Raw genomic sequence first — 20,911 nt, forward strand, 5'->3', positions numbered from 1 at the left:
GAGATCCATGGGTGACCCGCTGGATCTCGTCCGGACGCCGCACTCTGCGGTGTTCATCGCAGGAGGCCGGCGGGACGGGCGGCACGACAGCTGAACGAAGGGCGTCCCCCCGCACAACTGCGCGGGGGGACGCCCTTCGTGGGTCCGTGAGGGTGTCGCGTCAGGCGCGCTCGCCGCTCAGGTGGTGGACCCGGACCATGTTGGTGGTGCCGGGGACGCCGGGAGGCGAGCCGGCCGTGATGACCATCGTGTCGCCGTCGCTGTAGCGGTTCAGCTTCAGCAGTTCCGCGTCGACCAGGTCGACCATGGCGTCGGTGTTGTCCACGTGCGGCACCACGTAGGACTCGACGCCCCAGCTCAGCGCGAGCTGGTTGCGGGTGGACTCCTCCGTCGTGAAGGCCAGGATCGGCTGCGCCACGCGGTAGCGGGAGAGGCGGCGGGCGGTGTCACCGGACTTGGTGAACGCCACCAGTGCCTTGCCGTCCAGGAAGTCCGCGATCTCGCAGGCCGCGCGTGCCACCGAACCACCCTGGGTGCGGGGCTTCTTGCCCGGTACCAGCGGCTGGAGGCCCTTGGACAGGAGCTCCTCCTCGGCGGCGACGACGATCTTCGACATCGTCTTGACCGTCTCGATCGGGTACGCGCCGACGGAGGACTCCGCCGACAGCATGACCGCGTCCGCACCGTCCAGGATCGCGTTGGCGACGTCGGACGCCTCGGCGCGGGTCGGCCGCGAGTTGGTGATCATCGACTCCATCATCTGGGTCGCCACGATCACCGGCTTCGCGTTGCGGCGGCACAGCTCGATGAGGCGCTTCTGCACCATCGGGACCTTCTCGAGCGGATACTCGACGGCGAGGTCACCGCGGGCGACCATCACGCCGTCGAAGGCGGCGACGACGCCCTCCATGTGCTCGACGGCCTGCGGCTTCTCGACCTTGGCGATGACGGGGACCCGGCGGCCCACCTCGTCCATCACCTTGTGCACGTCCTTGACGTCCTCGGCGTCCCGCACGAAGGAGAGCGCGACCAGGTCGCAGCCCATCCGCAGGGCGAACCGCAGGTCCTCGACGTCCTTCTCGGACAGCGCGGGGACGTTGACCGCCGCACCGGGGAGGTTGATCCCCTTGTGGTCGGAGATGACACCGCCCTCGATGACGATGGAGGTGACCCGGGGGCCGTCGACCGAGACGACCTTCAGCTCGACGTTGCCGTCGTTGATCAGGATCGGGTCGCCCTTGGTGACGTCACCGGGCAGCCCCTTGTAGGTGGTGCCGCAGATCGACTTGTCACCGGGCACGTCCTCGGACGTGATGACGAACTCGTCCCCGCGGATCAGCTCGACAGGGCCCTCGGCGAACTTCCCGAGGCGGATCTTGGGGCCCTGGAGGTCGGCGAGCACGCCGACCGCGCGGCCGGTCTCGGCGGCGGCCTTGCGGACCCGGTCGTAACGGCCTTGGTGCTCCTCGTGGGTACCGTGACTGAAGTTGAAACGGGCCACGCTCATGCCGGCCTCGATCAGAGCGACGAGCTGCTCATGGGAGTCGACGGCGGGACCGAGGGTGCAGACGATTTTGGAACGGCGCATGAGGCGGATCCTATCGGTTTGTTTCACTGCGGAATATTCCGTCTGGTGGAAGATACAAAGGGGCGCGGGCCCGCTCAGTTGTGGACCAGGTCGAAGGTCTGGCCGGCGATCTCCAGCTCCTCGTCCGTAGGTACGACGGCGACCGCCACCCGCGCGTCGTCGGGCGAGATCAGCCGCGGTTCGCCGGACCGCACGGCGTTGCGGCCCGCGTCCACGGCCAGACCGAAACCTTCCAGGCCGGCGAGCGCAGCCTCCCGCACCGGGGCCGAGTTCTCGCCGACCCCCGCCGTGAACGCCACGGCGTCCACCCGGCCGAGGACCGCCGAATAGGCGCCGATGTACTTCTTCAGCCGGTGGATGTAGATGTCGAACGCGAGCGTGGCCCGCTCGTCGCCCTCGTCCACCCGGCGCCGGATCTCCCGCATGTCGTTGTCGCCGCAGAGGCCGACCAGGCCGCTCCTCTTGTTGAGCAGGACGTCGATCTCGTCCGTCGACATCCCGGCCACCCGCTTCAGGTGGAAGGTGACGGCCGGGTCGATGTCTCCCGAACGTGTACCCATGACCAGCCCTTCCAAGGGGGTCAGGCCCATGGACGTCTCCACGCACCGGCCGCCCGCCACCGCGGAGGCCGAGGCGCCGTTGCCCAGGTGCAGCACGATCACGTTCACGTCGGCCACCGGGCGGCCCAGCAGCTCGGCCGTCCTGCGCGACACGTACGCGTGCGAGGTGCCGTGGAAGCCGTAGCGGCGGATGCGGTGCGCGTCGGCGGTCTCGACGTCGATCGCGTACCGCGCCGCGTACTCCGGCATCGTCGTGTGGAACGCCGTGTCGAAGACCGCGACCTGCGGCAGGTCCGGGCGCAGTGCCTGCGCCGTACGGATCCCGGTGATGTTCGCCGGGTTGTGCAGCGGGGCCACCGGGACGAGCCGCTCGATCTCCTTCAGCACCTCGTCGGTGATCACGGTGGGCTCGCTGAACTTCAGCCCGCCGTGCACCACCCGGTGCCCGATCGCCGCCAGCTCGGGGGAGTCCAGCCCGAGCCCGTCGGCCGCCAGCTCGTCGGCCGCGGCCTTCAGCGCCTCCTCGTGACCGGCGATCCTGCCCGTGCGCTCGCGGGGTTCCCCGCCCTTCAGCGGTGTGTGCACCAGCCGGGAGGACGACTCGCCGATCCGCTCGACCAGACCGGTGGCCAGCCGTGACCGGTCACGCATGTCCAGCAGCTGGTACTTCACCGACGAGGAGCCGGAATTGAGCACGAGTACGCGGTGGGGGTCATTCATGGAGCGGGAACCTCCGCTGGTCGGGTCGGTGGTCATCGCGGTCATTCCTCGCCCTGCGCCTGGATCGCCGTGATCGCCACCGTGTTGACGATGTCCTGGACCAGCGCGCCGCGCGACAGGTCGTTGACCGGCTTCCGCAGCCCCTGCAGGACCGGGCCGACCGCGACCGCGCCCGCCGAACGCTGGACCGCCTTGTAGGTGTTGTTGCCGGTGTTGAGGTCCGGGAAGATCAGCACGGTCGCCCGGCCCGCCACCTCCGACGCCGGCAGCTTGGTCGCGGCGACGGACGGCTCGACCGCCGCGTCGTACTGGATCGGGCCCTCGATCCTCAGGTCCGGCCGAGAGGCGCGTACCCGCTCCGTCGCCTCCCGCACCTTGTCGACGTCGGCGCCCGTGCCCGAGGTGCCCGTCGAGTACGAGAGCATCGCGATCCGGGGGTCCACACCGAAGCGGGCCGCGGTGACCGCCGACTGCACCGCGATGTCCGCGAGCTGCTCGGCGTCCGGGTCCGGGTTGACCGCGCAGTCGCCGTAGACCAGGACCTTGTCGGCGAGGCACATGAAGAACACCGAGGAGACGATCGAGGCCTCGGGCTTCGTCTTGATGATCTCGAAAGCCGGCCGGATGGTGGCGGCCGTGGAGTGCACCGAGCCGGAGACCATGCCGTCGGCCAGCCCCTCCTGGACCATCAGGGTGCCGAAGTAGTTCACGTCCGAGACGACGTCGTACGCCAGCTCCACCGTCACCCCGCGGTGCGCGCGCAGCACGGCGTACCGCTCGGCGAAGCTCTGGCGCAGCTCGGAGGTCTGCGGGTCCACGATCTGGGTCTCCGCGAGGTCGATACCCAGGTCGGCGGCCTTCTTGCGGATGACGTCGGTGTCGCCGAGGAGGGTCAGGTCGCAGACGTCGCGGCGCAGGAGTACGTCGGCGGCGCGCAGCACGCGCTCCTCGGTGCCCTCGGGCAGGACGACCCGGCGCCGGTTCGAGCGGGCCTGTTCCAGCAGCTCGTGCTCGAACATCATCGGGGTGACCCGGCCACTGCGGGCCACCGAGATCCGTTCCAGCAGGGCGCCGGTGTCCACGTGGCGCTCGAAGAGGCCGAGCGCGGTCTCCGCCTTGCGGGGTGTCGCCGCGTTCAGCTTCCCTTCCAGGGCGAAGAGTTCACCTGCCGTCGGGAAGGATCCGCCGGCGACCGCGATGACCGGGGTGCCCGGCGCGAGGCGGGCCGCCAGCCGGAGTATCTCCTCGCCGGGGCGCTCGTTCAGCGTCAGCAGGAGGCCCGCGATGGGCGGTGTGCCGGCGCTGTGCGCGGCGAGCGAACCGATGACGAGGTCGGCGCGGTCGCCGGGGGTGACGACCATGCAGCCCGGGGTCAGTGCCTTCAGGAGGTTCGGCAGCATGGCGCCGCCGAAGACGAAGTCCAGCGCGTCCCTGGCCAGGCCCGAGTCGTCGCCCAGAAGAACCGTTCCGCCCAGTGCGGTGGTGATCTGGGCGACGGTGGGGGCGGAGAGCGCGGGGTCGTCCGGCAGTACCGAGCAGGGGACCGGAAGCTGCGCCTTCAGCCGCTCCGCGATGTCCGAGCGTTCCTCGGAGGCCACCCGGTTCACGATCATCGCCAGGACGTCGCAGCCGAGACCGGCGTAGGCCCGGTAGGCGTTGCGGGTCTCGGCCCGTACGGACTCGGCGTCCTGGTCCTTGCCCCCGACCACCGCGATCACCGAGGCGCCGAACTCGTTGGCGAGCCGCGCGTTCAGTGCCAGCTCGTCGGGGAGCTGGGTGGCGGCGTAGTCGCTGCCGAGGACCAGTACCACCTCGTAGTCGCGGGCCACCCGGTGGAAGCGCTCGACGAGCAGGGAGACCAGTTCGTCGGTGCCCTTCTCCGCCTGGACCGCGGAGGCCTCCTGGTAGTCCAGGCCGAAGACCGTCTCCGGACTCTGCGAGAGCCGGTAGCGGGCCCGCAGCAACTCGAACAGCCTGTCGGGCCCGTCGTGGACCAGTGGCCGGAAGACGCCGACCCGGTCCACCTGACGCGTCAGTAGCTCCATGACTCCCAGATCGACGACCTGACGGCCGTCTCCCCGGTCGATCCCGGTCACGTACACGCTGCGCGCCACGCGTGGTCTCCCGTCCTGTATGGCTGGCATTGTCCCTTTGACGATACCTACCGGGGCAGGTGAGCCGCCCGCCGGGCACCGTGCCCGGGGCGGGCCCTCCCGGGCCCCGAAGGGTCCTGGCCGGTGAAGCCGGAAGCGCGGGGGCCCGGCTCGGCGTGGGACAATCGTCGTGGCTCACGGTACGGGGGTTTCTCCACGGGTCCCCGGAACGCATGGCACTAGCGAGCAGGAGACAGAGTCAGGATGCGCATCGGAATTCTCACCGCAGGCGGCGACTGCCCAGGCCTGAACGCTGTGATCCGTTCGGTCGTGCACCGCGCCGTGGTGGGTCACGGTGATGAGGTCATCGGCTTCGAGGACGGCTTCAAGGGGCTGCTCGACGGCCACTTCCGGCCCCTCGACCTGAACGCGGTCAGCGGCATCCTGGCTCGCGGCGGCACGATCCTCGGTTCGGCGCGGCTCGAGCGCGACCGGCTGCGCGAGGCCGCCGAGAACTGCGCCGAACTCTCCCTCCGCTACGGCATCGACGCGCTCATCCCGATCGGCGGCGAGGGCACGCTCACCGCGGCCCGCATGCTGTCCGACGCGGGCATGCCCGTCGTCGGCGTCCCGAAGACCATCGACAACGACATCTCCGCCACCGACCGGACCTTCGGCTTCGACACCGCCGTGGGTGTCGCGACCGAGGCCATAGACCGGCTCAAGACCACCGCCGAGTCGCACCAGCGGGTCATGGTCGTCGAGGTCATGGGCCGCCACGCGGGCTGGATCGCACTGGAGTCCGGCATGGCCGGCGGCGCCCACGGCATCTGCCTGCCGGAGCGGCCCTTCCAGGTCGACGACCTGGTCAAGATGGTCGAGGAACGCTTCGCACGCGGCAAGAAGTTCGCCGTCATCTGCGTGGCCGAGGGGGCGCACCCGGCCGAGGGCTCCATGACGTACGCCAAGGGCGAGATCGACCAGTTCGGCCACGAGCGCTTCCAGGGCATCGGCAACCGCCTCGCGGCCGAGCTGGAGCGGCGCCTCGGCAAGGAGGCCCGGCCGGTCATTCTCGGCCATGTGCAGCGCGGCGGCACGCCGACCGCGTACGACCGGGTGCTCGCGACCCGCTTCGGGTGGAACGCCGTGGAGGCCGTGCACCGCGGCGACTTCGGGAGGATGACGGCGCTGCGCGGTACCGACATAGTGATGGCCCCGCTCGCGGATGCCGTGACCCGTCTGAAGACGGTCCCGGGCGACCGGATGTACGAGGCCGAGTCCGTCTTCTAGGCCCCGCCCGGCCCCGGCCGCCCCACGGGTGGACGGCGGGGGGCCGCCGCCGTCCACCCGGCGGCGTACGCGCACCGGCTCAGATGCCCGCGGTCCGCCAGAACTCCTCGACGACGCGGTCGGTGAACTCCCTGCCCGCGTCGCCGGCGGTGCCGGCCCGGTCCCGGTTGGTCGTGTTCCAGCTCAGCGTCGGCACCATCAAGGCCTGGTAGTCGGTGTGCAGTTGCTCCAGCACGTTCTGGACCAGGATCCGGTCCAGCGGTACGAGCTTGTCCACCGGGCGTACGTATGCCTGCCAGCGGGTGGTGACCGCCCTGGTCAGCAGATCCGCGAGCTCCTCGTTCCGGCCGGTCGCCGTCAGGAACTGCGCCGCCGACATGTCCAGCGCGTCGCAGAGTGCCACGGCCTGGCGCTCGTTGCCTCGCCAGCGGCCCGAGCCCTCGATCCGCTGGTACGCGGCGGCGGTCATGCCGAGGGTCCGCGCCAGGTCGTCCACCGCGATGTCCCGGGCCAGCCGGTGCTCGCGCAAGGTGCTCGCGGCGGCAAGCAGTTCGCCGGGGGCGCACCACAGCACCCCGGCCAGCGCCTTCAGTTCGCGCTCGCCGGGCAGCGCGGTGCCGCGTTCCCAGGCCATCACGGTCTCGGCGGTGACGCGAAGTCCGTACTGGGCGCCGAGCCCGTACGCAACATGTCCGGGAGCCATTCCCAGCGCCTCGCGGAGGCGGCGCGCGGCGGGGGCGTTGAAGGGCGGGGAGGGGTGCACGGCCCCACCGTAGAAGCCCGGGAACGGCCTGGCTACAGGCTGTTCCTCCCAGTTCACCCTTCGTATGATCCTCCTAGGCTGTCCCTCCGGTGGGGCTCCGGGACATCAGCGGGTTTCGGCCACCCAGTGATAGTGCAGCTCGGGGCGGCCGACCTGACCGTAGCTCGGCCGCCGCACGGCCCGGCCCGCCGTCACCAGGTGCTCCAGATAGCGGCGGGCGGTGATCCTGGAAATGCCCAGCTCCTCCCCGGCGGCCGCCGCGGTCACCCCGGCGCCCGCCTCCCGCAGGGCCCGGGTCACCGCCTCCAGCGTCGGGCCGCTCAGGCCTTTGGGCAGTGCCGCGGGGTCCGCGACCCGCAGCGCGCCCAGTGCCCGGTCCACCTCGTCCTGGCCGCTCGCCTCACCGGCCGCCGCCCGGAACTCGGCGTACCGCACGAGCCGGTCCCGCAGCGTGGGATACGTGAACGGCTTCAGCACGTACTGCACGACGCCGAGCGACACGCCTTCCCGCACCACCGCCAGATCGCGCGCCGACGTCACCGCGATGACGTCGGCGCCGTGCCCCGCCGCCCGCAGCGATCGCAGCAGCTGCAGACCGTGCCCGTCGGGCAGGTAGAGGTCGAGCAGCAGCAGGTCCACCTCCGTCCGGTCCAGCGCCCGCACGGCCTCCGCCCGGGAGTGCGCGACGGCGGCGACCTCGAAACCCGGCACCCGGCCCACGTACAGCTGATGGGCGTCCGCGGCCACCGGATCGTCCTCCACGACCAGCACCCGGATCACGGTGCGGCCACCTCCGTCCCTGCCGTGCGGCCGGCGAGCGGCAGCCGCACCGTGAACTCCGCGCCACCGCCCGGAGCCCGGCCCAGCGTCACCGTCCCGCCGTTGCGGTGGGCCGCCTGCCGCACGAGCGCGAGGCCGAGGCCGCGGCCCGTGCCGTGGGTGGTCCAGCCGCGCCGGAACACCTCGTCGGCGTCGTCCGGACCGATCCCGGCGCCGGTGTCCGCCACCCGCAGCAGGAGCTCGCCGGACTCCGTCCGCGCGGTCACGGTGACCAGGGCCCGCGTCGCGGTCCGCTGCGCGGGCACGGGCACGCCGGCCGTCGTCGTCTCCGACGCGGCGTCCACCGCGTTGTCGATGAGATTGCCGAGGATCGTCACCAGGTCCCGCGGCGCCAGTGAGCTCGGCAGGGCCCCGTCGTCGATCAGGCTGTCCTCGGCGAGCACCAGCTCCACGCCGCGCTCGTTGGCCTGCGCGGCCTTGCCGAGCAGCAGAGCGGCGAGGACGGGCTCGGCCACCGCGCCCACGACCCGGTCGGTGAGGACCTGGGCGAGCTCCAGCTCCGCTGTCGCGAACTCCACCGCCTCCTCGACCCGGCCAAGCTCGATCAGCGACACGACGGTGTGCAGGCGGTTCGCCGCCTCGTGAGCCTGGGAGCGCAGCGCCTGGGTGAAGCCGCGTTCCGAGTCGAGCTCGCCCGACAGCGCCTGCAGCTCGGTGTGGTCCCGCAGCGTCACCACCGTGCCGCGCCGCTCCCCGCCCACCACCGGGCTGGTGTTGACCACGATCACCCGCTCCGCCGTCAGGTGGACCTCGTCCACCCGCGGCTCGGACGCCAGGAGCGCTCCGGTCAGCGGAGCGGGCAGCGCGAGCTCGTCGATCCTGCGGCCTACGGACCCCGGTGCCAGGCCCAGGAGCTCCCTGCCCGCGTCGTTGATCAGGGCGACCCTGCGCTGCCCGTCCAGCATGATCAGCCCCTCGCGGACGGCGTGCAGCGTGGCCTCGTGGTAGGTGTGCATCCGGCTCAGCTCCCCGGCGTTCATCCCGTGCGTGTGCCGCCGCAGCCGGGCGTTGATCACGTAGGTGCCGAGCGCGCCGAGCGCCAGCGCGGCACCCGCCGCCGTCCCCAGGGCGCCGAGCTGCTCACGTACCTGGGTGGACACCCGCTCGACGGTGATGCCGGCGCTGACCAGACCGATGATCCTGTCGCCGTCGTGGACCGGCGTGACGACCCGTATCGAGGGGCCGAGCGTGCCCGTGTAGGTCTCCTCGAACGTCTCGCCGAGCAGGGCGCGCTCGGTGTGGCCGATGAAGCTCCTGCCGATCTGGGAGGTGTCGGGGTGGGTCCAGCGGACCCCCTCCGGATCCATGATCGTGACGAACGCGATCCCGGTGTCCTCACGGACCTTCTCCGCGTACGGCTGGAGTACCGCGGACGGGTCCGGGGTACGGATCGCCTCCCGCACGGACGGCGATCCGGCCATGGCGAGGGCTGCCGCCCGCACCTGGCGGGCCGCTGTCTCCTCCGCCTGCGACCTGCCGGAGGCGTACGCGAAGAAGGCGCACCCGGCAACGACCGCCGCCACGAGCAGGGCCTGCATCGCGAAGAGCTGGCCGGCCAGGCTGCGGGGGAGGGTTCGGGGCAGGCGCATACATCACAGTCTGCACGGCGGGGACCAGCGGCCCAAGGTGGCCGATAAGCGTCCGTGAACGATATGAACGCAAGGGTGACGGCCGTCACAGGGGAGTGAATAGTCACCGGGGCCCCCAGGGACGGGGAGCAGCCGCATACCCGAGGAGACCCCCGTGGCAGAGAAAGCCGTACGACGGGACCGCACCCACTACCTCTACATCGCCGTGATCGCCGCCGTGGTGCTGGGCGTCACGGTGGGCCTGGTGGTTCCGGACTTCGCCGTCGAGCTCAAGCCGATCGGCACAGGCTTCGTCGACCTCATCAAGATGATGATCTCGCCGATCATCTTCTGCACGATCGTGCTGGGGGTCGGCTCCGTACGGAAGGCCGCCAAGGTCGGAGCCGTCGGCGGCCTGGCCCTCGGCTACTTCCTGGTGATGTCGACCGTCGCCCTGGCCATCGGCCTGGTCGTCGGCAACCTCCTGGAGCCCGGCTCCAGCCTCCACATCACCGACGCGGCCCGCGCCGCGGGTGAGAAGCAGGCCTCGGGGGCCAGTGAGTCCACCGTGGACTTCCTGCTCGGCATCATCCCCACCACCATGGTCTCGGCCTTCACCGAGGGTGAGGTCCTGCAGACCTTGCTCATCGCCCTGCTCGCGGGCTTCGCGCTCCAGGCCATGGGCTCGGCCGGAGAGCCCGTCCTGCGCGGCATCGGCCACATCCAGCGCCTCGTCTTCCGCATCCTCGCCATGATCATGTGGGCGGCTCCGGTCGGCGCGTTCGGCGCGATGGCGGCGGTGGTCGGCGAGACCGGCGTGGACGCGCTGAAGTCCCTCGCGGTCATCATGATCGGCTTCTACGTCACCTGTGCGCTCTTCGTGTTCCTGATCCTGGGCGCGATCCTGCGCCTGGTGGCCGGGGTCAACATCTTCACCCTGCTGAAGTACCTGGGCCGCGAGTTCCTGCTGATCCTCTCCACCTCCTCGTCCGAGTCGGCCCTGCCGCGGCTGATCGCGAAGATGGAGCACATGGGCGTCAGCAAGCCCGTCGTCGGCATCACCGTGCCGACCGGGTACTCCTTCAACCTCGACGGCACCGCGATCTACCTCACGATGGCCTCGCTCTTCATCGCCAACGCGACGGGCGACCCGCTGACCATCGGCGAGCAGATCTCGCTGCTGATCTTCATGGTCATCGCCTCGAAGGGCGCCGCGGGCGTCACCGGTGCCGGTCTCGCCACCCTCGCAGGCGGCCTCCAGTCCCACCGCCCCGAACTGGTCGAAGGGGTCGGGCTGATCGTCGGCATCGACCGCTTCATGAGTGAGGCCCGCGCCCTGACGAACTTCGCGGGCAACGCGGTGGCCACGGTGCTGGTCGGCACCTGGACCAAGGAGATCGACAGGGAGCGGGTGGACCAGGTCCTCTCCGGCGCCCTCCCGTTCGACGAGAAGACGATGACGGACGACGTCCACAGCGGCGAGCCGCACGTCCCGGAGTCGCGGGACGGCGCCGTGGACGTCGACGAGAAGCCGTCGTTGGCGAAGGCGTAAGAAGGCTGACAAGGCGTAAGAAGACGTAAGAAGGCGTCAGACGCGGGCAGGCGGGTGCGGCCGGTACGGGAACTCCCGTACCGGCCGCACCCGTCGTGGCAGACTGCGACTCCGCCGGGCCGGACGGATGCCGGTACCTGTCCCGTGCGCGTGGTGGCGGAGGAGCGGTATGCACAGGAATCTGGCGGAGGCCGCGCGGGCCGCTCTGGCGGTCGCGTGCGTGCCGGGGACCGACGGGCGTGCGGCCGTACCGGCGCCCCGCCGGTGGAGGAGCACCACGACCACCGTCGTCGCCGACACGTGCGTACGGGGCGACCTCGGCTTCGTCCTGCTCCTCCACCGGCGGAAGGACGGTCTCGTCGCCGAGGAGCTCTTCTTCTCGACCCGCGAGGGCACCGGTGCCTGGGGGGCCGCGGAGCACCTCTCGGGCAGTGGGGGGATCCCCGACCTGACCAGCCCCGAGGAAGCGGCGGCCGTTCTGCGTGGCTGGTCCATGACGGTGCTCGGTGACTCCTGGACGCTTCTTCACACCGGACGCCCCCAGGCCGACGACGGCTATGAACCGATGCGGTTCCATGTGCTGCTGGTGGACGAGAACGTCGGCCACCTCGACATCGAGGACAGCACTGCCGGAGCGTCCCCGGCCTCCCACCGCCTCCGTAAGCCGCTCACGTCCCGGGTCGCTCTCCTCGCCCTCTTTCCCGGGGAGTGCGTCACCGTGCGCACGCGGGCGGAGGCGGGGGCCGGTGTCCGGTCCGTGGGTGAGCCGGTGGAACTGACCGGCAGTGAGGCCGTGGCGGGGGCCCCTGGGCGTAGTACCAGGAGCGGGTGGGGCCGTACAGGATCCACGTGCCGGCCGGTCGCGCATGTCCCGCCTCGCCGTTGTGCTTACAGCGTGATCATTCCGTGCTGGTGCCATGCGGCGGATCCGAGCAGCATCACTGTCCTGATCAGGCGCAGGAGGTGTCCTGACCAGGTACAAGGGGTGGGGACGCTGAAGACCGCACGACACTGGAGAGCCGCAGCCGTACTGCTGCTGCCGGTTCTCACCGGCACTGCCGGATGCGCCGCCGGGGACCGGCCCGACGCGGGGGAGGCGGTCTACGGGCAGCCGCTCGCTGAGCAGTTCCAGGCGGCGACGGACGCCACCCGCGACGCGGGCACCGCCGCCTTCCTGTCGACGCTGACCTACGGGGCGGCGGGTGGGGACGCCGTGCACCGGGCGAAGGGGAGCCAGGACTACGAGCGTGGGACGTCACTCGCCAAGCTCGGCTTCAGCGCCCACCGGCACTTCCCGCGGGAGACCCTGGAATTCCTCCAGGTATCGGCTCCGGAGGGCGGCCAGGCCGTGGCCACCGCCGAGGACGACGTCTACGTCCGCCACGGCGCATCCGCCTGGCTGAGATACACGCCCGAGGCCGTCAACGAACTCGGCGAGACCACCGGTGTGATCGCGGCGCACGCCGCCGGGGACGTGGCGCCCTACAGCGGGACGCTCGCGGACATCGTGCCGCGGGCGATCCCCCGGGAGAAGCCCGAGCGCCGGGCGGACGGCAGCCGGGTCTACCGGGTCACCGTGCTTCCCGAGGTCGCGGCGGAAGTGCTCCCCCGTGACCTCCAGAGCCTGCAGGGCGACTGGGGTGCGGTCCCCGTCCAGCTGACGGTGCGTCTGGACGCCGAGGGCAGGCTGGCCTCGGCCGCTGCCGACCTCGGTCCCGTCCTGGCCCGTCTGCACGAGCAGAAGGTCCTCGTCGATGTGAAGCGGCTGCGCGCGGCGTACGAGCTCAGTGACTTCGGCAAGCCGGTCAAGGCCAAGGGCCCGGACAGCAGCGGCGAGCCGGTCGTGGACGCCCGCACGACGCTGGTCCCGATAGCCACGCTCAAGAAGGGCCGGTGTGCCACCACCGGCGCCACGGGGCTCGCCACCACGGCGGTCGTACGGCCCGTCGACTGCACGGCCCGGCACGACCTCCGGGTGCTGGCCCAGGTGAAGGTGGACCGGACCTTCCCGGGCGAGCGGGACATCGCCGACGGCGACGGCTATGCCCGGACGCAGTGTGAGCGCGCCTCGTTCACCGCGCCGGACGACTGGCGGCGCGGCGGCCGTTACGCGGAGGGCTTCGGTTTCGTGGGGGCCTCGGGCGTGAGCATCGGGTTCCACGGGGGCGAGACCGAGACGACGGTGACCGGGGACTACACCTGTTATCTCCGGACCGCCTGACCCGGTGAGCCGGCCGGTGCCTTCGGCGGCTCTCCTTTCCGAAGGCACCGGACGCCTTGCCTTGACGTGGGCGTCAAGGATTACGGTCGCGGTATGCGAATCGGGGAACTGGCCGAACGCGCCGGGACGACCACACGGACGCTGCGGTACTACGAGTCACGAGGCCTGCTGCAGGCGGGCCGCGCGGAGAACGGCTACCGCACGTACGAGGAGAGCGACCTGCGGCTGATCCAGCAGATCCGGACCCTTCAGGACTTCGGGTTCGACCTGGAGGAGACGCGCCCCTTCGTCGACTGCCTGCGTGCCGGCCACCCGGCGGGTGACGCCTGCCCGGCCTCGCTGGCCGTCTACCGGCGCAAGCTCGGTGAGCTGGACGCGCTCATCGGCCAGCTGCAGTCGGTCCGTACGGAGGTGGGTGCCCAGTTGGCCCGCGCCGAGCTGGAGGCGTCCGCCGAGCTGCCGGGCGGCCCCGAACCACGATGCGAACTCAACTGGGAGGATGACGAATGATCCACGCAGAAGGTGTCGCGGAGGTCACCGACACGACGTTCGACGCGGAGGTACTGGGAGGCGGCCTGCCGGTCCTGGTGGAATTCACCGCGGACTGGTGCGGCCCCTGCCGCCAGCTCGCCCCCGTGCTCGGCGCGATCGCCAGGGAGGAGGCCGGCCGCGTCAAGGTGGTGGCGCTCGACGTGGACCACAACCCGGGCATCGCGAGCCGCTACGCGGTGCTGTCGACGCCGACCCTGATGGTCTTCCAGGACGGCGAACCGGTGAAGTCGATGGTGGGCGCCCGGCCCAAGAGGCGACTGCTCCAGGAACTGGAGGAGGTCCTCCCGGCAGCGGTCTGACGGCCGGGCGCGCTCACGGGTCCCGGCCAGGTGCGTCCGTCCCCCTGGCCGGGAGAGCCGCCGGCTGACGCGTCCGGCGCCCGGGCGCGGGATCAGTCGTCGCGTCCCGTGGCGGCGACGGTGACACCGAGGCCGATCATCGTGAGACCGCCGACTCCTCCGACCAGGGAGAGTCGCTGGGGTGAGCGGGCGAACCAGTCCCGCCCGGTTGCCGCGACCAGTCCCCACAGGCTGTCGGAGGCCACCGCGATGAAGCTGAAGACCAGCCCGAGCAGGAGCATCTGAACCACGACGTGGCCCTGGCCGCGGTCGACGAACTGCGGCAGTACCGCCGCGAAGAACACGAGGGTCTTGGGGTTGGCCACACCGACGGCGAACCCCTCCCCCAACGTGCGCAGGCCACTCTGTGCGCCCTTGTCGGCGGTGAACGAGGCCTGCAGCGAACCCCGTTGACGCCACGCCTTGACACCCAGATACACCAAGTAGGCGGCGCCGGTCAGTTTCAGTGCCGTGAAGACGAGGACGGAGCGTTCCACGACCGTCCCTACCCCGAGAGCAACGGCCACGATGAGCGCAAAGGCGCCCAACGTGTTCCCCAGGACCGTCGTCAGGGCGGCGCGCCGCCCCTGCGCCAGAGCTCGCCCGATCACGAACAGCACACTGGGCCCCGGGATCACGATCAGCAGGAACGACATAGCCGCGAAGGCGAGCAAGCGCTCAGCAGACACCATGACTCCGATGTAAGCACGGCAGGGGTCCGGCCCTCAGCCCCTTTTCGCATCCGCGGATTGTCGGAGCGACTTCGGCGGAGCTGAGAGCCGAACTGGCCCACCACCGCGAGCTCCGGGGGAGGCGTGCCGGACGAACCGCCGGCACGCGCGGCGAACCCACGCAGGGCTCACCCGCCGGCGTCCAGTTCGACTCCTGCGGGGACACAGGCACCATCGAGGTCGGCTACCGCCACTCGGGGCCGGCGGCATCGGCGTTGACCGGCTTGACGCGCACGAGCGTGACGTCACAGGTCACCGGGCGTGTCTCCTTCCCCGCCTCAGCCCTCAGCCGGCCGTCCATCCGCCGTCGACGGCCAGTGCCGACCCCGTGGCGAAGGAGGCGCGGTCGCTGCACAGCCACAGGGCCGCCTGGGCGATCTCGACGGGATCCGCCATGCGCTTCTGCATCTGGCGGTCCACGAAAGCGCGCTCCAACTCCGGGTAGGCGTCGACGGCTTGCTCGATCATCTCCGTGCGGGTGGTGCCGACGACCAGTGTGTTGATGCGAATGCCGTGTGGTGCGTACTCGGCCGCCGCCGCCCTGGTCATGCCGAGCACCGCGTGTTTCGCGGCCACGTAGGGCACGGGGGCTCCGGTCGCACCCATCGCCGCAGTGCTCGAGGTGTTGACGATCGCGCCCTTCCCCGCTGCGAGCATCACCGGGATCTGGGACCGCAGGCAGTTCCAGGTGCCGTTGACGTTGACCGCCATCGAGCGGTCGAAGACCGCCTGGTCGAGCTCATGCATCGGGCCCATGTCGTCTCCGGCGAAGCCCGCGTTGTTGAAGGCCGCATCCAGGGAGCCGAAGTGCTCGCAGGCGGCGTCCACGGCACGCTGTACGTCCAGGGCGACCGAGACATCGCCCGTACTGACCGCCGCCCGGCCACCCGAGTCGCGTATCTCCAGGGCCAGTTGCCTCAAGGCGTCCTCGCGCCGCGCCATCAGGAGAACCGCCGCCCCCTCGGCGGCGAAGAGACGAGCGGCGGCTTCTCCGATACCGCTCGATGCGCCCGTGATCATCACGGTCCTGCCGGCCAGCATTCCATTCGTGTCACTCATGCGGCGAGTAAACAGCCCCGCCCCGGCTGCGGGCCACACCCGGAGGCCTGCGTGAACTGCCGCACGAAGACGTTCCGCGGCGGCCTCGAGGTCTGCGACCTCCTGGGGCCCGAACGTCAGCTGATCATGGTCAAGAAGGCCGACTCCGGAAGCCTCACCGACGAACTCCCGCCCCGGCTGCCTGACGCTCCTGCCCCGGAGTCGCCCGCGGCCCGCCCGCTCCTGGTCGAGTGCGCGGAATGCGGCCGCCCCGGCCCGGCCGACGCGCTCCCGGACGGCCTGTGCCGCCCCTGCCGTTGCACTGTCCAGGCGAGGGCTGGAGCCGCCGATGCCCCAGCGGCCGAACTGCCCGGCGGGCGCGACGTCAAGGCGCTGGTGGGCAGTATGCGCAACTTGATGCGGGCGCCGTGAGGTTTGCGGGCGGTGGCCTTCCAGCTGTCGGTCGAGGCCGTCGCAGGGGCTGTCGGCGCGGCTGACTAGGCTCTTCCGGGACCCGGAGCGTGCCGAGCGCGCCGGAGGACACCGATCATGGGGGAATCATGCGCAAGGCACTCACCGCGACGGCCTTCGTTCTGGCGGCCGCTCTGCTGACGGGCTGCGGGGGTGACGCGGAGAAGCCCGCCGACGCGGGCAAGGGGAGCAGTCCCGCCGCTCAGAAGCCGGCGAAGTCAGAGGAGAGCGGCGGAGGTGCCGTGGAGGAAGGCGCCTCGCACGAGGTGACGATCAAGGTCGAGGGGACGGGCAAGAGCAACGTCATGTACACCCTCGACGACTCGGACTTCGCGGAGGTGGACCTGCCGTGGACGAAGACGGCCACCATCGCCCCGCGGGGCGCGGAGCGCGAGGTCGGCCGACTGGTGCTCGTGACGCCGGGCAACACGACCGCGGCCGACGGCACGCTCGTTGCGGCGGGGTGTTCGATCACGGTCGACGGCAAGACGGTTGTCGAGAACGAGGGCGGCAAGACGGGAAAGCCCTGCTCGTACACGCTCAAGTAGGGTGCTGCGAACGGTACTTCACGATGTGTTCGGCTCGACTGCGCTCAGTTGATCGCTGGCCGGTGGCCGACGGATCAGGGGCGGTGCACCTGAAGACCCAGGTACACCGCCCCTGCCCCACCCGTCAGGCCGGCCGCAGCCAGACCGTCGCCAGCGGCGGGAGCGTCAGCGTGAGGCTGGTGTCCCTGCCGTGCGCCGGTACGGCTTCCGGCTTCAGCGGCCCCTCGTTGCGTACGTCGCTGCCGCCGTACCGTGCCGCATCCGTGTTCAGGACCTCCACCCATGCCTCCGGGCCGTCCGGCACACCGATGCGGTAGTCGTGCCGCACCACGGGGGAGAAGTGGGAGACGGCGATCAGGGGCGATCCGTCCGCGTCGTACCGCACGAACGCGAACGCGTTGTCCTCCGCGGCGCCGCCGTCGATCCAGCTGAAGCCCTCGGGAGCCGTGTCGCGCTGCCAGAGCGCGGGCAGCGCCGTGTACACCGCGTTCAGGTCGGTGACCAGGCTGCGCACCCCCCGGTGGTCGCCGGAGGCCTCGTACGTCTCGTCGAGCAGCCACCAGTCCGGGCCGTGCCCCTCGGACCATTCGGCGCCCTGAGCGAACTCCTGTCCCATGAAAAGGAGTTGCTTGCCCGGATGGGCCCACATGTAGCCGAGGTAGGCGCGGTGGTTGGCGCGACGCTGCCACCAGTCCCCGGGCATCTTGCTGACGAGGGCCTGCTTGCCGTGCACCACCTCGTCATGGGAGATCGGCAGCACGTAGTTCTCGCTGTACGCGTACACCATCGAGAACGTCATCTCGTTGTGGTGGTACTTGCGGTGGATCGGCTCCTTGGACATGTAGACCAGGGAGTCGTGCATCCAGCCCATGTTCCACTTCAGGCCGAAGCCCAGGCCGCCGTGGTCCGTGGCACGGGTGACGCCGTCCCAGGCGGTGGACTCCTCCGCCATCGTGACGACGCCGGGGTTACGGCGGTAGACCGTGGCGTTCATCTCCTGGAGGAAGGCGACCGCGTCCAGGTTCTCCCGGCCACCGAACTCGTTCGGCGACCACTGGCCGTCCTCGCGGGAGTAGTCGAGGTAGAGCATCGAGGCGACGGCGTCGACCCTCAGCCCGTCGATGTGGAACTCCTCGCACCAGTAAGTGGCGTTGGAAACAAGGAAGTTACGGACCTCCTTACGGCCGTAGTCGAACTCCAGGGTGCCCCAGTCCGGGTGCGCGGCCCGGTTCGGGTCCGAATGCTCGTACAGCGGGCGGCCGTCGAACTCCGCGAGCGCCCAGTCGTCGCGGGGGAAGTGCGCCGGCACCCAGTCCATGAGGACGCCGATGCCCGCCGCGTGCAGCGAGTCGACCAGAAACCTGAAGTCGTCGGGGGTGCCCATGCGGGACGTCGGGGCGAAGAAGCCGGTGACCTGGTAGCCCCAGGAGCCACCGAACGGGTGCTCCGAGACCGGCATCAACTCGACGTGCGTGAAGCCGAGTTCGCGCACGTAGGAAGGGAGCTGGGACGCCAGCTGCCGGTAGCTGAGGCCCGGCCGCCAGGAGGGCAGGTGGATCTCGTAGACGGAGAAGGGGGACTCGTGGACCGGCCGGTCGCCCCGGTGTGCCATCCAGTCCGCGTCCTGCCACTCGTGGTGCGAGGCGGTCACCACCGAGGCGGTGGCGGGCGGCACCTCCGTGTGACGGGCCATCGGGTCGGCCCGCTGGGTGTGGGACCCGTCCGGCCGGCAGATGTCGTACTTGTAGACGGCACCCTCGCCGATGCCGGGGAGGAACAGTTCCCAGATCCCGGTCGAGCCGAGTGAGCGCATGGGGAAGGCCGTGCCGTCCCAGTAGTTGAAGTCGCCCGTGACACGGACCCCGCGCGCGTTCGGCGCCCAGACCGTGAACCGGGTGCCGGACACCCCTTGGTGCTCCATCGGCTGTGCGCCGAGTGCCTTCCAGAGCTCCTCGTGCCGGCCCTCGCCGATCAGGTGCAGATCGAGCTCGCCGATGGCGGGCAGGAAGCGGTACGGGTCGTCCACCTCAATCGTGCTGTCGTCGTAGGCGACCTGCAGGCGGTAGCCGTCAGGAACGGCGGGCAACGGCAGGACGGCCGAGAAGAAGCCGTCACCGTCGCTCTGCAGTTCCGCCTGCTTGCCCCCGGCCAGTACGGTCACCGAGCGCGCGAAGGGGCGCAGCGCACGGAAGAGCACTCCGCCCGGTGTCGGGTGGGCGCCGAGGACGTCGTGCGGGGCGTGGTGCTCACCGGCGAGCAGCCGGCCCCGGTCCGCGTCGTCCAGAGCGGTGGCGGGCAGCACGTTCCTGCTGCCACCGCCCCGCCGCGGGCGAGGCGGTGTCCCGGTGGCCGCGGCCGTCGTCTTCCTGGCCCGGGCGCGCTTCGCCGGGGGCGGCGGGGGCGCGTCCGCGGGTGCTTCGACGGGGGCGGGAGCCGCGGCGGGTGCCGCCGCGGGGGTGGTGACCTCGGTGGTCACCGGCTTGGCCGTGGGAGGGACCTCGATGGGATCGGACGACTTGCGGGACGGCTTGCGGGCGGTCACAGAGACTGCCTCCTCGGAAGGCTCGGGGTGAGTGGTGGGAGGGGGAGATCACGCGGTCGTGCCGGCCAGACGCTGGATGGCGGCCATCGGGACGGGCAGCCAGTCGGGACGGTGGCGGGCCTCGTACAGCACCTCGTACACCGCCTTGTCGGTCTCATGGGCGCGCAGCAGCTCCGGTTCGGCGCGTGGGTCGGAGCCCGCCGCCCGGGCGTAGCCCTCGCAGTACGCGGCGCGGCAGCGGGCCGCCCATTCCGGGTTCCACGGGTGGTGCGAGCGCGCCGCGTAGTCGAAGGAGCGGAGCATCCCGGCGACGTCGCGCACCGTCGGCTGGGGGCTGCGCCGCTCGGGCAACGGCCTGGCCGGCTCGCCCTCGAAGTCGATCAGTGACCAGAAGCCGTCGTCACCACGCAGCGTCTGTCCGAGGTGCAGGTCCCCGTGGACCCGCTGCGCGGCCCAGCCCCGCTCCGATTCGCCGAGCGCGGCGACGGCGTCGAAGGCGGTGCGCAGCCCCGGTACGTACGGGACGAGTGCCGGGACCGCCTGGGCGGCGGCCTCCAGGCGCTCCACCATCCCGGCCACCAGGCGCCTGGTCCGGTCGTGGGCCAGGGGCGGTGTCGGCAGTGCGGCGGCGAGAGCCGTGTGCACCTCGGCGGTGGCCCGCCCGAGCGCGTGCGCCTCGGGTACGAAGTCCCGCCCGGCGGCCAGGGCTGCGAGCGCGAGCTGCCAGCCGTCCTGCGCACCGCGCAGGAAGGGCTGCAGCACGCCCAGCGTGAGCGGCTCCGTGCTCGTCGTCGCCTCGAACCAGGCAACGGGGGCGGGTACCCGGCCGCAGCCCTCCCGGCCGAGTGCGAGCGGCAGTTCCAGATCCGGGTTGGTCCCCGGGAAGACTCGGCGGAAGATCTTCAGGATGAAGGCGTCCCCGTAGACGAGCGAGGAGTTGGACTGCTCGGTGTCCAGGAAGCGCGGGGTGAGACCCGGGGGGATGGGCTCCGCCCGGTCGAAGCGGAGCGGGCCCAGGGATCCGGGGTTACGGAATCGTTCCAGCAGGAGATCGGCGACGCGCGGATCGTGCAGCCCCTCGTACAGGGTGCGGCCGGCCAGCGGACCGTCCGTGACCGTGCCGATGCGTGCGTCGGCGAGGCGAGGGGGCAGTGTGGTGCGCACGCCGAGCAGGAGCTGGTAGCAGTCCCCCTGGGAGTGCGCGGGGTGGCCGCTCGGCTGATGGACCCGTACGAGCAGATGCAGCAGCCCGGGGCCCGTGCCCGCGGTGTCCAGAGGCAGTATCTCGGTGGCGGCGACGAGGGAGAAGCCGGTGACGGGCTGCCCCTTCCCGGCGAACCACCGCTGACGTGGCACCCACTCGTGGAGCAGAGGGGTGAGCGACGGCAGCAGGGCCGTGGTGCCCGTGGCGCTCGTCGAATGTCGTCTTGTCGTCTTTCTCGATGTTGTGCTCTTCGCCAGGGCGACTCGAGTGGATGCAGCCTCCGACATGGCAT

17 protein-coding genes are annotated in these 20,911 nt (G+C 71.1%); 7 read left to right on the forward strand and 10 right to left on the reverse strand.

Features of this window, described 5'->3' with window-relative positions:
- Positions 1-160: 160 nt before the first annotated feature.
- From pyk to pta, 3 genes are all read right to left on the reverse strand, one after another.
- Complete coding sequence (gene pyk / locus OO67_RS08460; protein WP_033298440.1) at positions 161-1,588, reverse strand: pyruvate kinase; 1,428 nt, start codon at positions 1,586-1,588, stop codon at positions 161-163.
- Between the two features lie 74 nt (positions 1,589-1,662).
- Positions 1,663-2,868 (reverse strand): acetate kinase, encoded by a 1,206-nt coding sequence (locus tag OO67_RS08465; RefSeq protein WP_382055525.1) that lies wholly within the window; start codon positions 2,866-2,868, stop codon positions 1,663-1,665.
- Between the two features lie 41 nt (positions 2,869-2,909).
- Complete coding sequence (gene pta, locus OO67_RS08470) at positions 2,910-4,982, reverse strand: phosphate acetyltransferase (protein WP_033298441.1); 2,073 nt, start codon at positions 4,980-4,982, stop codon at positions 2,910-2,912.
- 243 nt (positions 4,983-5,225) lie between these two features.
- Between pta and OO67_RS08475 the strand changes: the two genes are divergently transcribed.
- Positions 5,226-6,251, forward strand: a complete 1,026-nt coding sequence (locus tag OO67_RS08475) for an ATP-dependent 6-phosphofructokinase (RefSeq protein ID WP_033298442.1) — start codon at positions 5,226-5,228, stop codon at positions 6,249-6,251.
- A gap of 79 nt (positions 6,252-6,330) precedes the next feature.
- On the opposite strand, the gene OO67_RS08480 is transcribed toward OO67_RS08475, so the two are convergent.
- From OO67_RS08480 to OO67_RS08490, 3 genes are all read right to left on the reverse strand, one after another.
- The gene (locus OO67_RS08480; protein WP_244300097.1) at positions 6,331-6,954 is read right to left on the reverse strand and encodes a helix-turn-helix domain-containing protein; all 624 of its coding nucleotides are present in this window, start codon (positions 6,952-6,954) and stop codon (positions 6,331-6,333) included.
- Between the two features lie 165 nt (positions 6,955-7,119).
- Positions 7,120-7,794, reverse strand: a complete 675-nt coding sequence (locus OO67_RS08485; protein ID WP_033298443.1) for a response regulator — start codon at positions 7,792-7,794, stop codon at positions 7,120-7,122.
- A complete protein-coding gene (locus tag OO67_RS08490) occupies positions 7,791-9,443 on the reverse strand; it encodes a sensor histidine kinase (RefSeq protein ID WP_033298445.1) in 1,653 nt (550 codons plus the stop codon). Before OO67_RS08490 ends, OO67_RS08485 begins: the two co-directional genes overlap by 4 nt.
- Positions 9,444-9,597: 154 nt before the next feature.
- Between OO67_RS08490 and OO67_RS08495 the strand changes: the two genes are divergently transcribed.
- The 4 genes from OO67_RS08495 (at position 9,598) to trxA (ending at position 14,046) form a co-directional block, all read left to right on the forward strand.
- A complete protein-coding gene (locus tag OO67_RS08495; protein WP_033298447.1) occupies positions 9,598-10,974 on the forward strand; it encodes a cation:dicarboxylate symporter family transporter in 1,377 nt (458 codons plus the stop codon).
- Between the two features lie 169 nt (positions 10,975-11,143).
- Complete coding sequence (locus OO67_RS39595) at positions 11,144-13,195, forward strand: hypothetical protein (protein ID WP_244300063.1); 2,052 nt, start codon at positions 11,144-11,146, stop codon at positions 13,193-13,195.
- A gap of 93 nt (positions 13,196-13,288) precedes the next feature.
- Positions 13,289-13,705, forward strand: a complete 417-nt coding sequence (locus OO67_RS08510) for a MerR family transcriptional regulator (RefSeq protein WP_033298449.1) — start codon at positions 13,289-13,291, stop codon at positions 13,703-13,705.
- Positions 13,702-14,046, forward strand: coding sequence for a thioredoxin (trxA, locus tag OO67_RS08515; protein WP_033298451.1), 345 nt, complete (start codon positions 13,702-13,704; stop codon positions 14,044-14,046). Before OO67_RS08510 ends, trxA begins: the two co-directional genes overlap by 4 nt.
- Positions 14,047-14,138: 92 nt before the next feature.
- Here the strand turns inward: trxA and OO67_RS08520 are convergent, their stop codons facing one another.
- Positions 14,139-14,777 (reverse strand): LysE family translocator, encoded by a 639-nt coding sequence (locus OO67_RS08520; RefSeq protein WP_033298453.1) that lies wholly within the window; start codon positions 14,775-14,777, stop codon positions 14,139-14,141.
- A 324-nt stretch (positions 14,778-15,101) separates the two neighbouring features.
- Positions 15,102-15,875 carry an SDR family NAD(P)-dependent oxidoreductase gene (locus tag OO67_RS08525; protein ID WP_244300064.1) on the reverse strand — a complete coding sequence of 258 codons (774 nt, stop codon included), beginning with the start codon at positions 15,873-15,875 and terminating at the stop codon, positions 15,102-15,104.
- A 51-nt stretch (positions 15,876-15,926) separates the two neighbouring features.
- Here OO67_RS08525 and OO67_RS39260 point away from each other — a divergent pair, with 51 nt between their 5' ends.
- Together OO67_RS39260 and OO67_RS08535 are read left to right on the forward strand one after the other, a co-directional pair.
- Positions 15,927-16,286 carry a hypothetical protein gene (locus OO67_RS39260; RefSeq protein ID WP_033298456.1) on the forward strand — a complete coding sequence of 120 codons (360 nt, stop codon included), beginning with the start codon at positions 15,927-15,929 and terminating at the stop codon, positions 16,284-16,286.
- Positions 16,287-16,414: 128 nt separating this feature from the next.
- Entirely contained in the window at positions 16,415-16,873 is a 459-nt protein-coding gene (locus OO67_RS08535; protein WP_033298458.1) for a hypothetical protein, read from the forward strand.
- A 124-nt stretch (positions 16,874-16,997) separates the two neighbouring features.
- Here OO67_RS08535 and glgB read toward each other — a convergent pair whose 3' ends face one another.
- Positions 16,998-19,415: a 1,4-alpha-glucan branching enzyme gene (gene glgB / locus OO67_RS08540; RefSeq protein ID WP_078597715.1), complete on the reverse strand. Its 2,418-nt coding sequence runs from the start codon at positions 19,413-19,415 to the stop codon at positions 16,998-17,000.
- 48 nt (positions 19,416-19,463) lie between these two features.
- The gene (locus OO67_RS08545) at positions 19,464-20,906 is read right to left on the reverse strand and encodes a maltokinase N-terminal cap-like domain-containing protein (protein WP_033298459.1); all 1,443 of its coding nucleotides are present in this window, start codon (positions 20,904-20,906) and stop codon (positions 19,464-19,466) included.
- Positions 20,907-20,911: the final 5 nt, after the last annotated feature.

Source organism: Streptomyces atroolivaceus, from assembly GCF_000717025.1.
GTDB lineage: Bacteria > Actinomycetota > Actinomycetes > Streptomycetales > Streptomycetaceae > Streptomyces > Streptomyces atroolivaceus.

Excerpts from the sequence above, each read along its gene's own strand:
- OO67_RS08535 (WP_033298458.1), top strand. The coding sequence starts at position 16,415 with ATGCGCAAGGCACTCACCGCGACGGCCTTCGTTCTGGCGGCCGCTCTG.
- OO67_RS08475 (WP_033298442.1), top strand. The coding sequence starts at position 5,226 with ATGCGCATCGGAATTCTCACCGCAGGCGGCGACTGCCCAGGCCTGAAC.
- OO67_RS08525 (WP_244300064.1), bottom strand. The coding sequence starts at position 15,875 with ATGAGTGACACGAATGGAATGCTGGCCGGCAGGACCGTGATGATCACG.
- OO67_RS08490 (WP_033298445.1), bottom strand. The coding sequence starts at position 9,443 with ATGCGCCTGCCCCGAACCCTCCCCCGCAGCCTGGCCGGCCAGCTCTTC.
- OO67_RS08545 (WP_033298459.1), bottom strand. The coding sequence starts at position 20,906 with ATGTCGGAGGCTGCATCCACTCGAGTCGCCCTGGCGAAGAGCACAACA.
- OO67_RS08465 (WP_382055525.1), bottom strand. The coding sequence starts at position 2,868 with ATGAATGACCCCCACCGCGTACTCGTGCTCAATTCCGGCTCCTCGTCG.
- OO67_RS08510 (WP_033298449.1), top strand. The coding sequence starts at position 13,289 with ATGCGAATCGGGGAACTGGCCGAACGCGCCGGGACGACCACACGGACG.
- trxA (WP_033298451.1), top strand. The coding sequence starts at position 13,702 with ATGATCCACGCAGAAGGTGTCGCGGAGGTCACCGACACGACGTTCGAC.
- OO67_RS08520 (WP_033298453.1), bottom strand. The coding sequence starts at position 14,777 with ATGGTGTCTGCTGAGCGCTTGCTCGCCTTCGCGGCTATGTCGTTCCTG.
- OO67_RS39595 (WP_244300063.1), top strand. The coding sequence starts at position 11,144 with ATGCACAGGAATCTGGCGGAGGCCGCGCGGGCCGCTCTGGCGGTCGCG.
- pyk (WP_033298440.1), bottom strand. The coding sequence starts at position 1,588 with ATGCGCCGTTCCAAAATCGTCTGCACCCTCGGTCCCGCCGTCGACTCC.
- OO67_RS08480 (WP_244300097.1), bottom strand. The coding sequence starts at position 6,954 with ATGGCTCCCGGACATGTTGCGTACGGGCTCGGCGCCCAGTACGGACTT.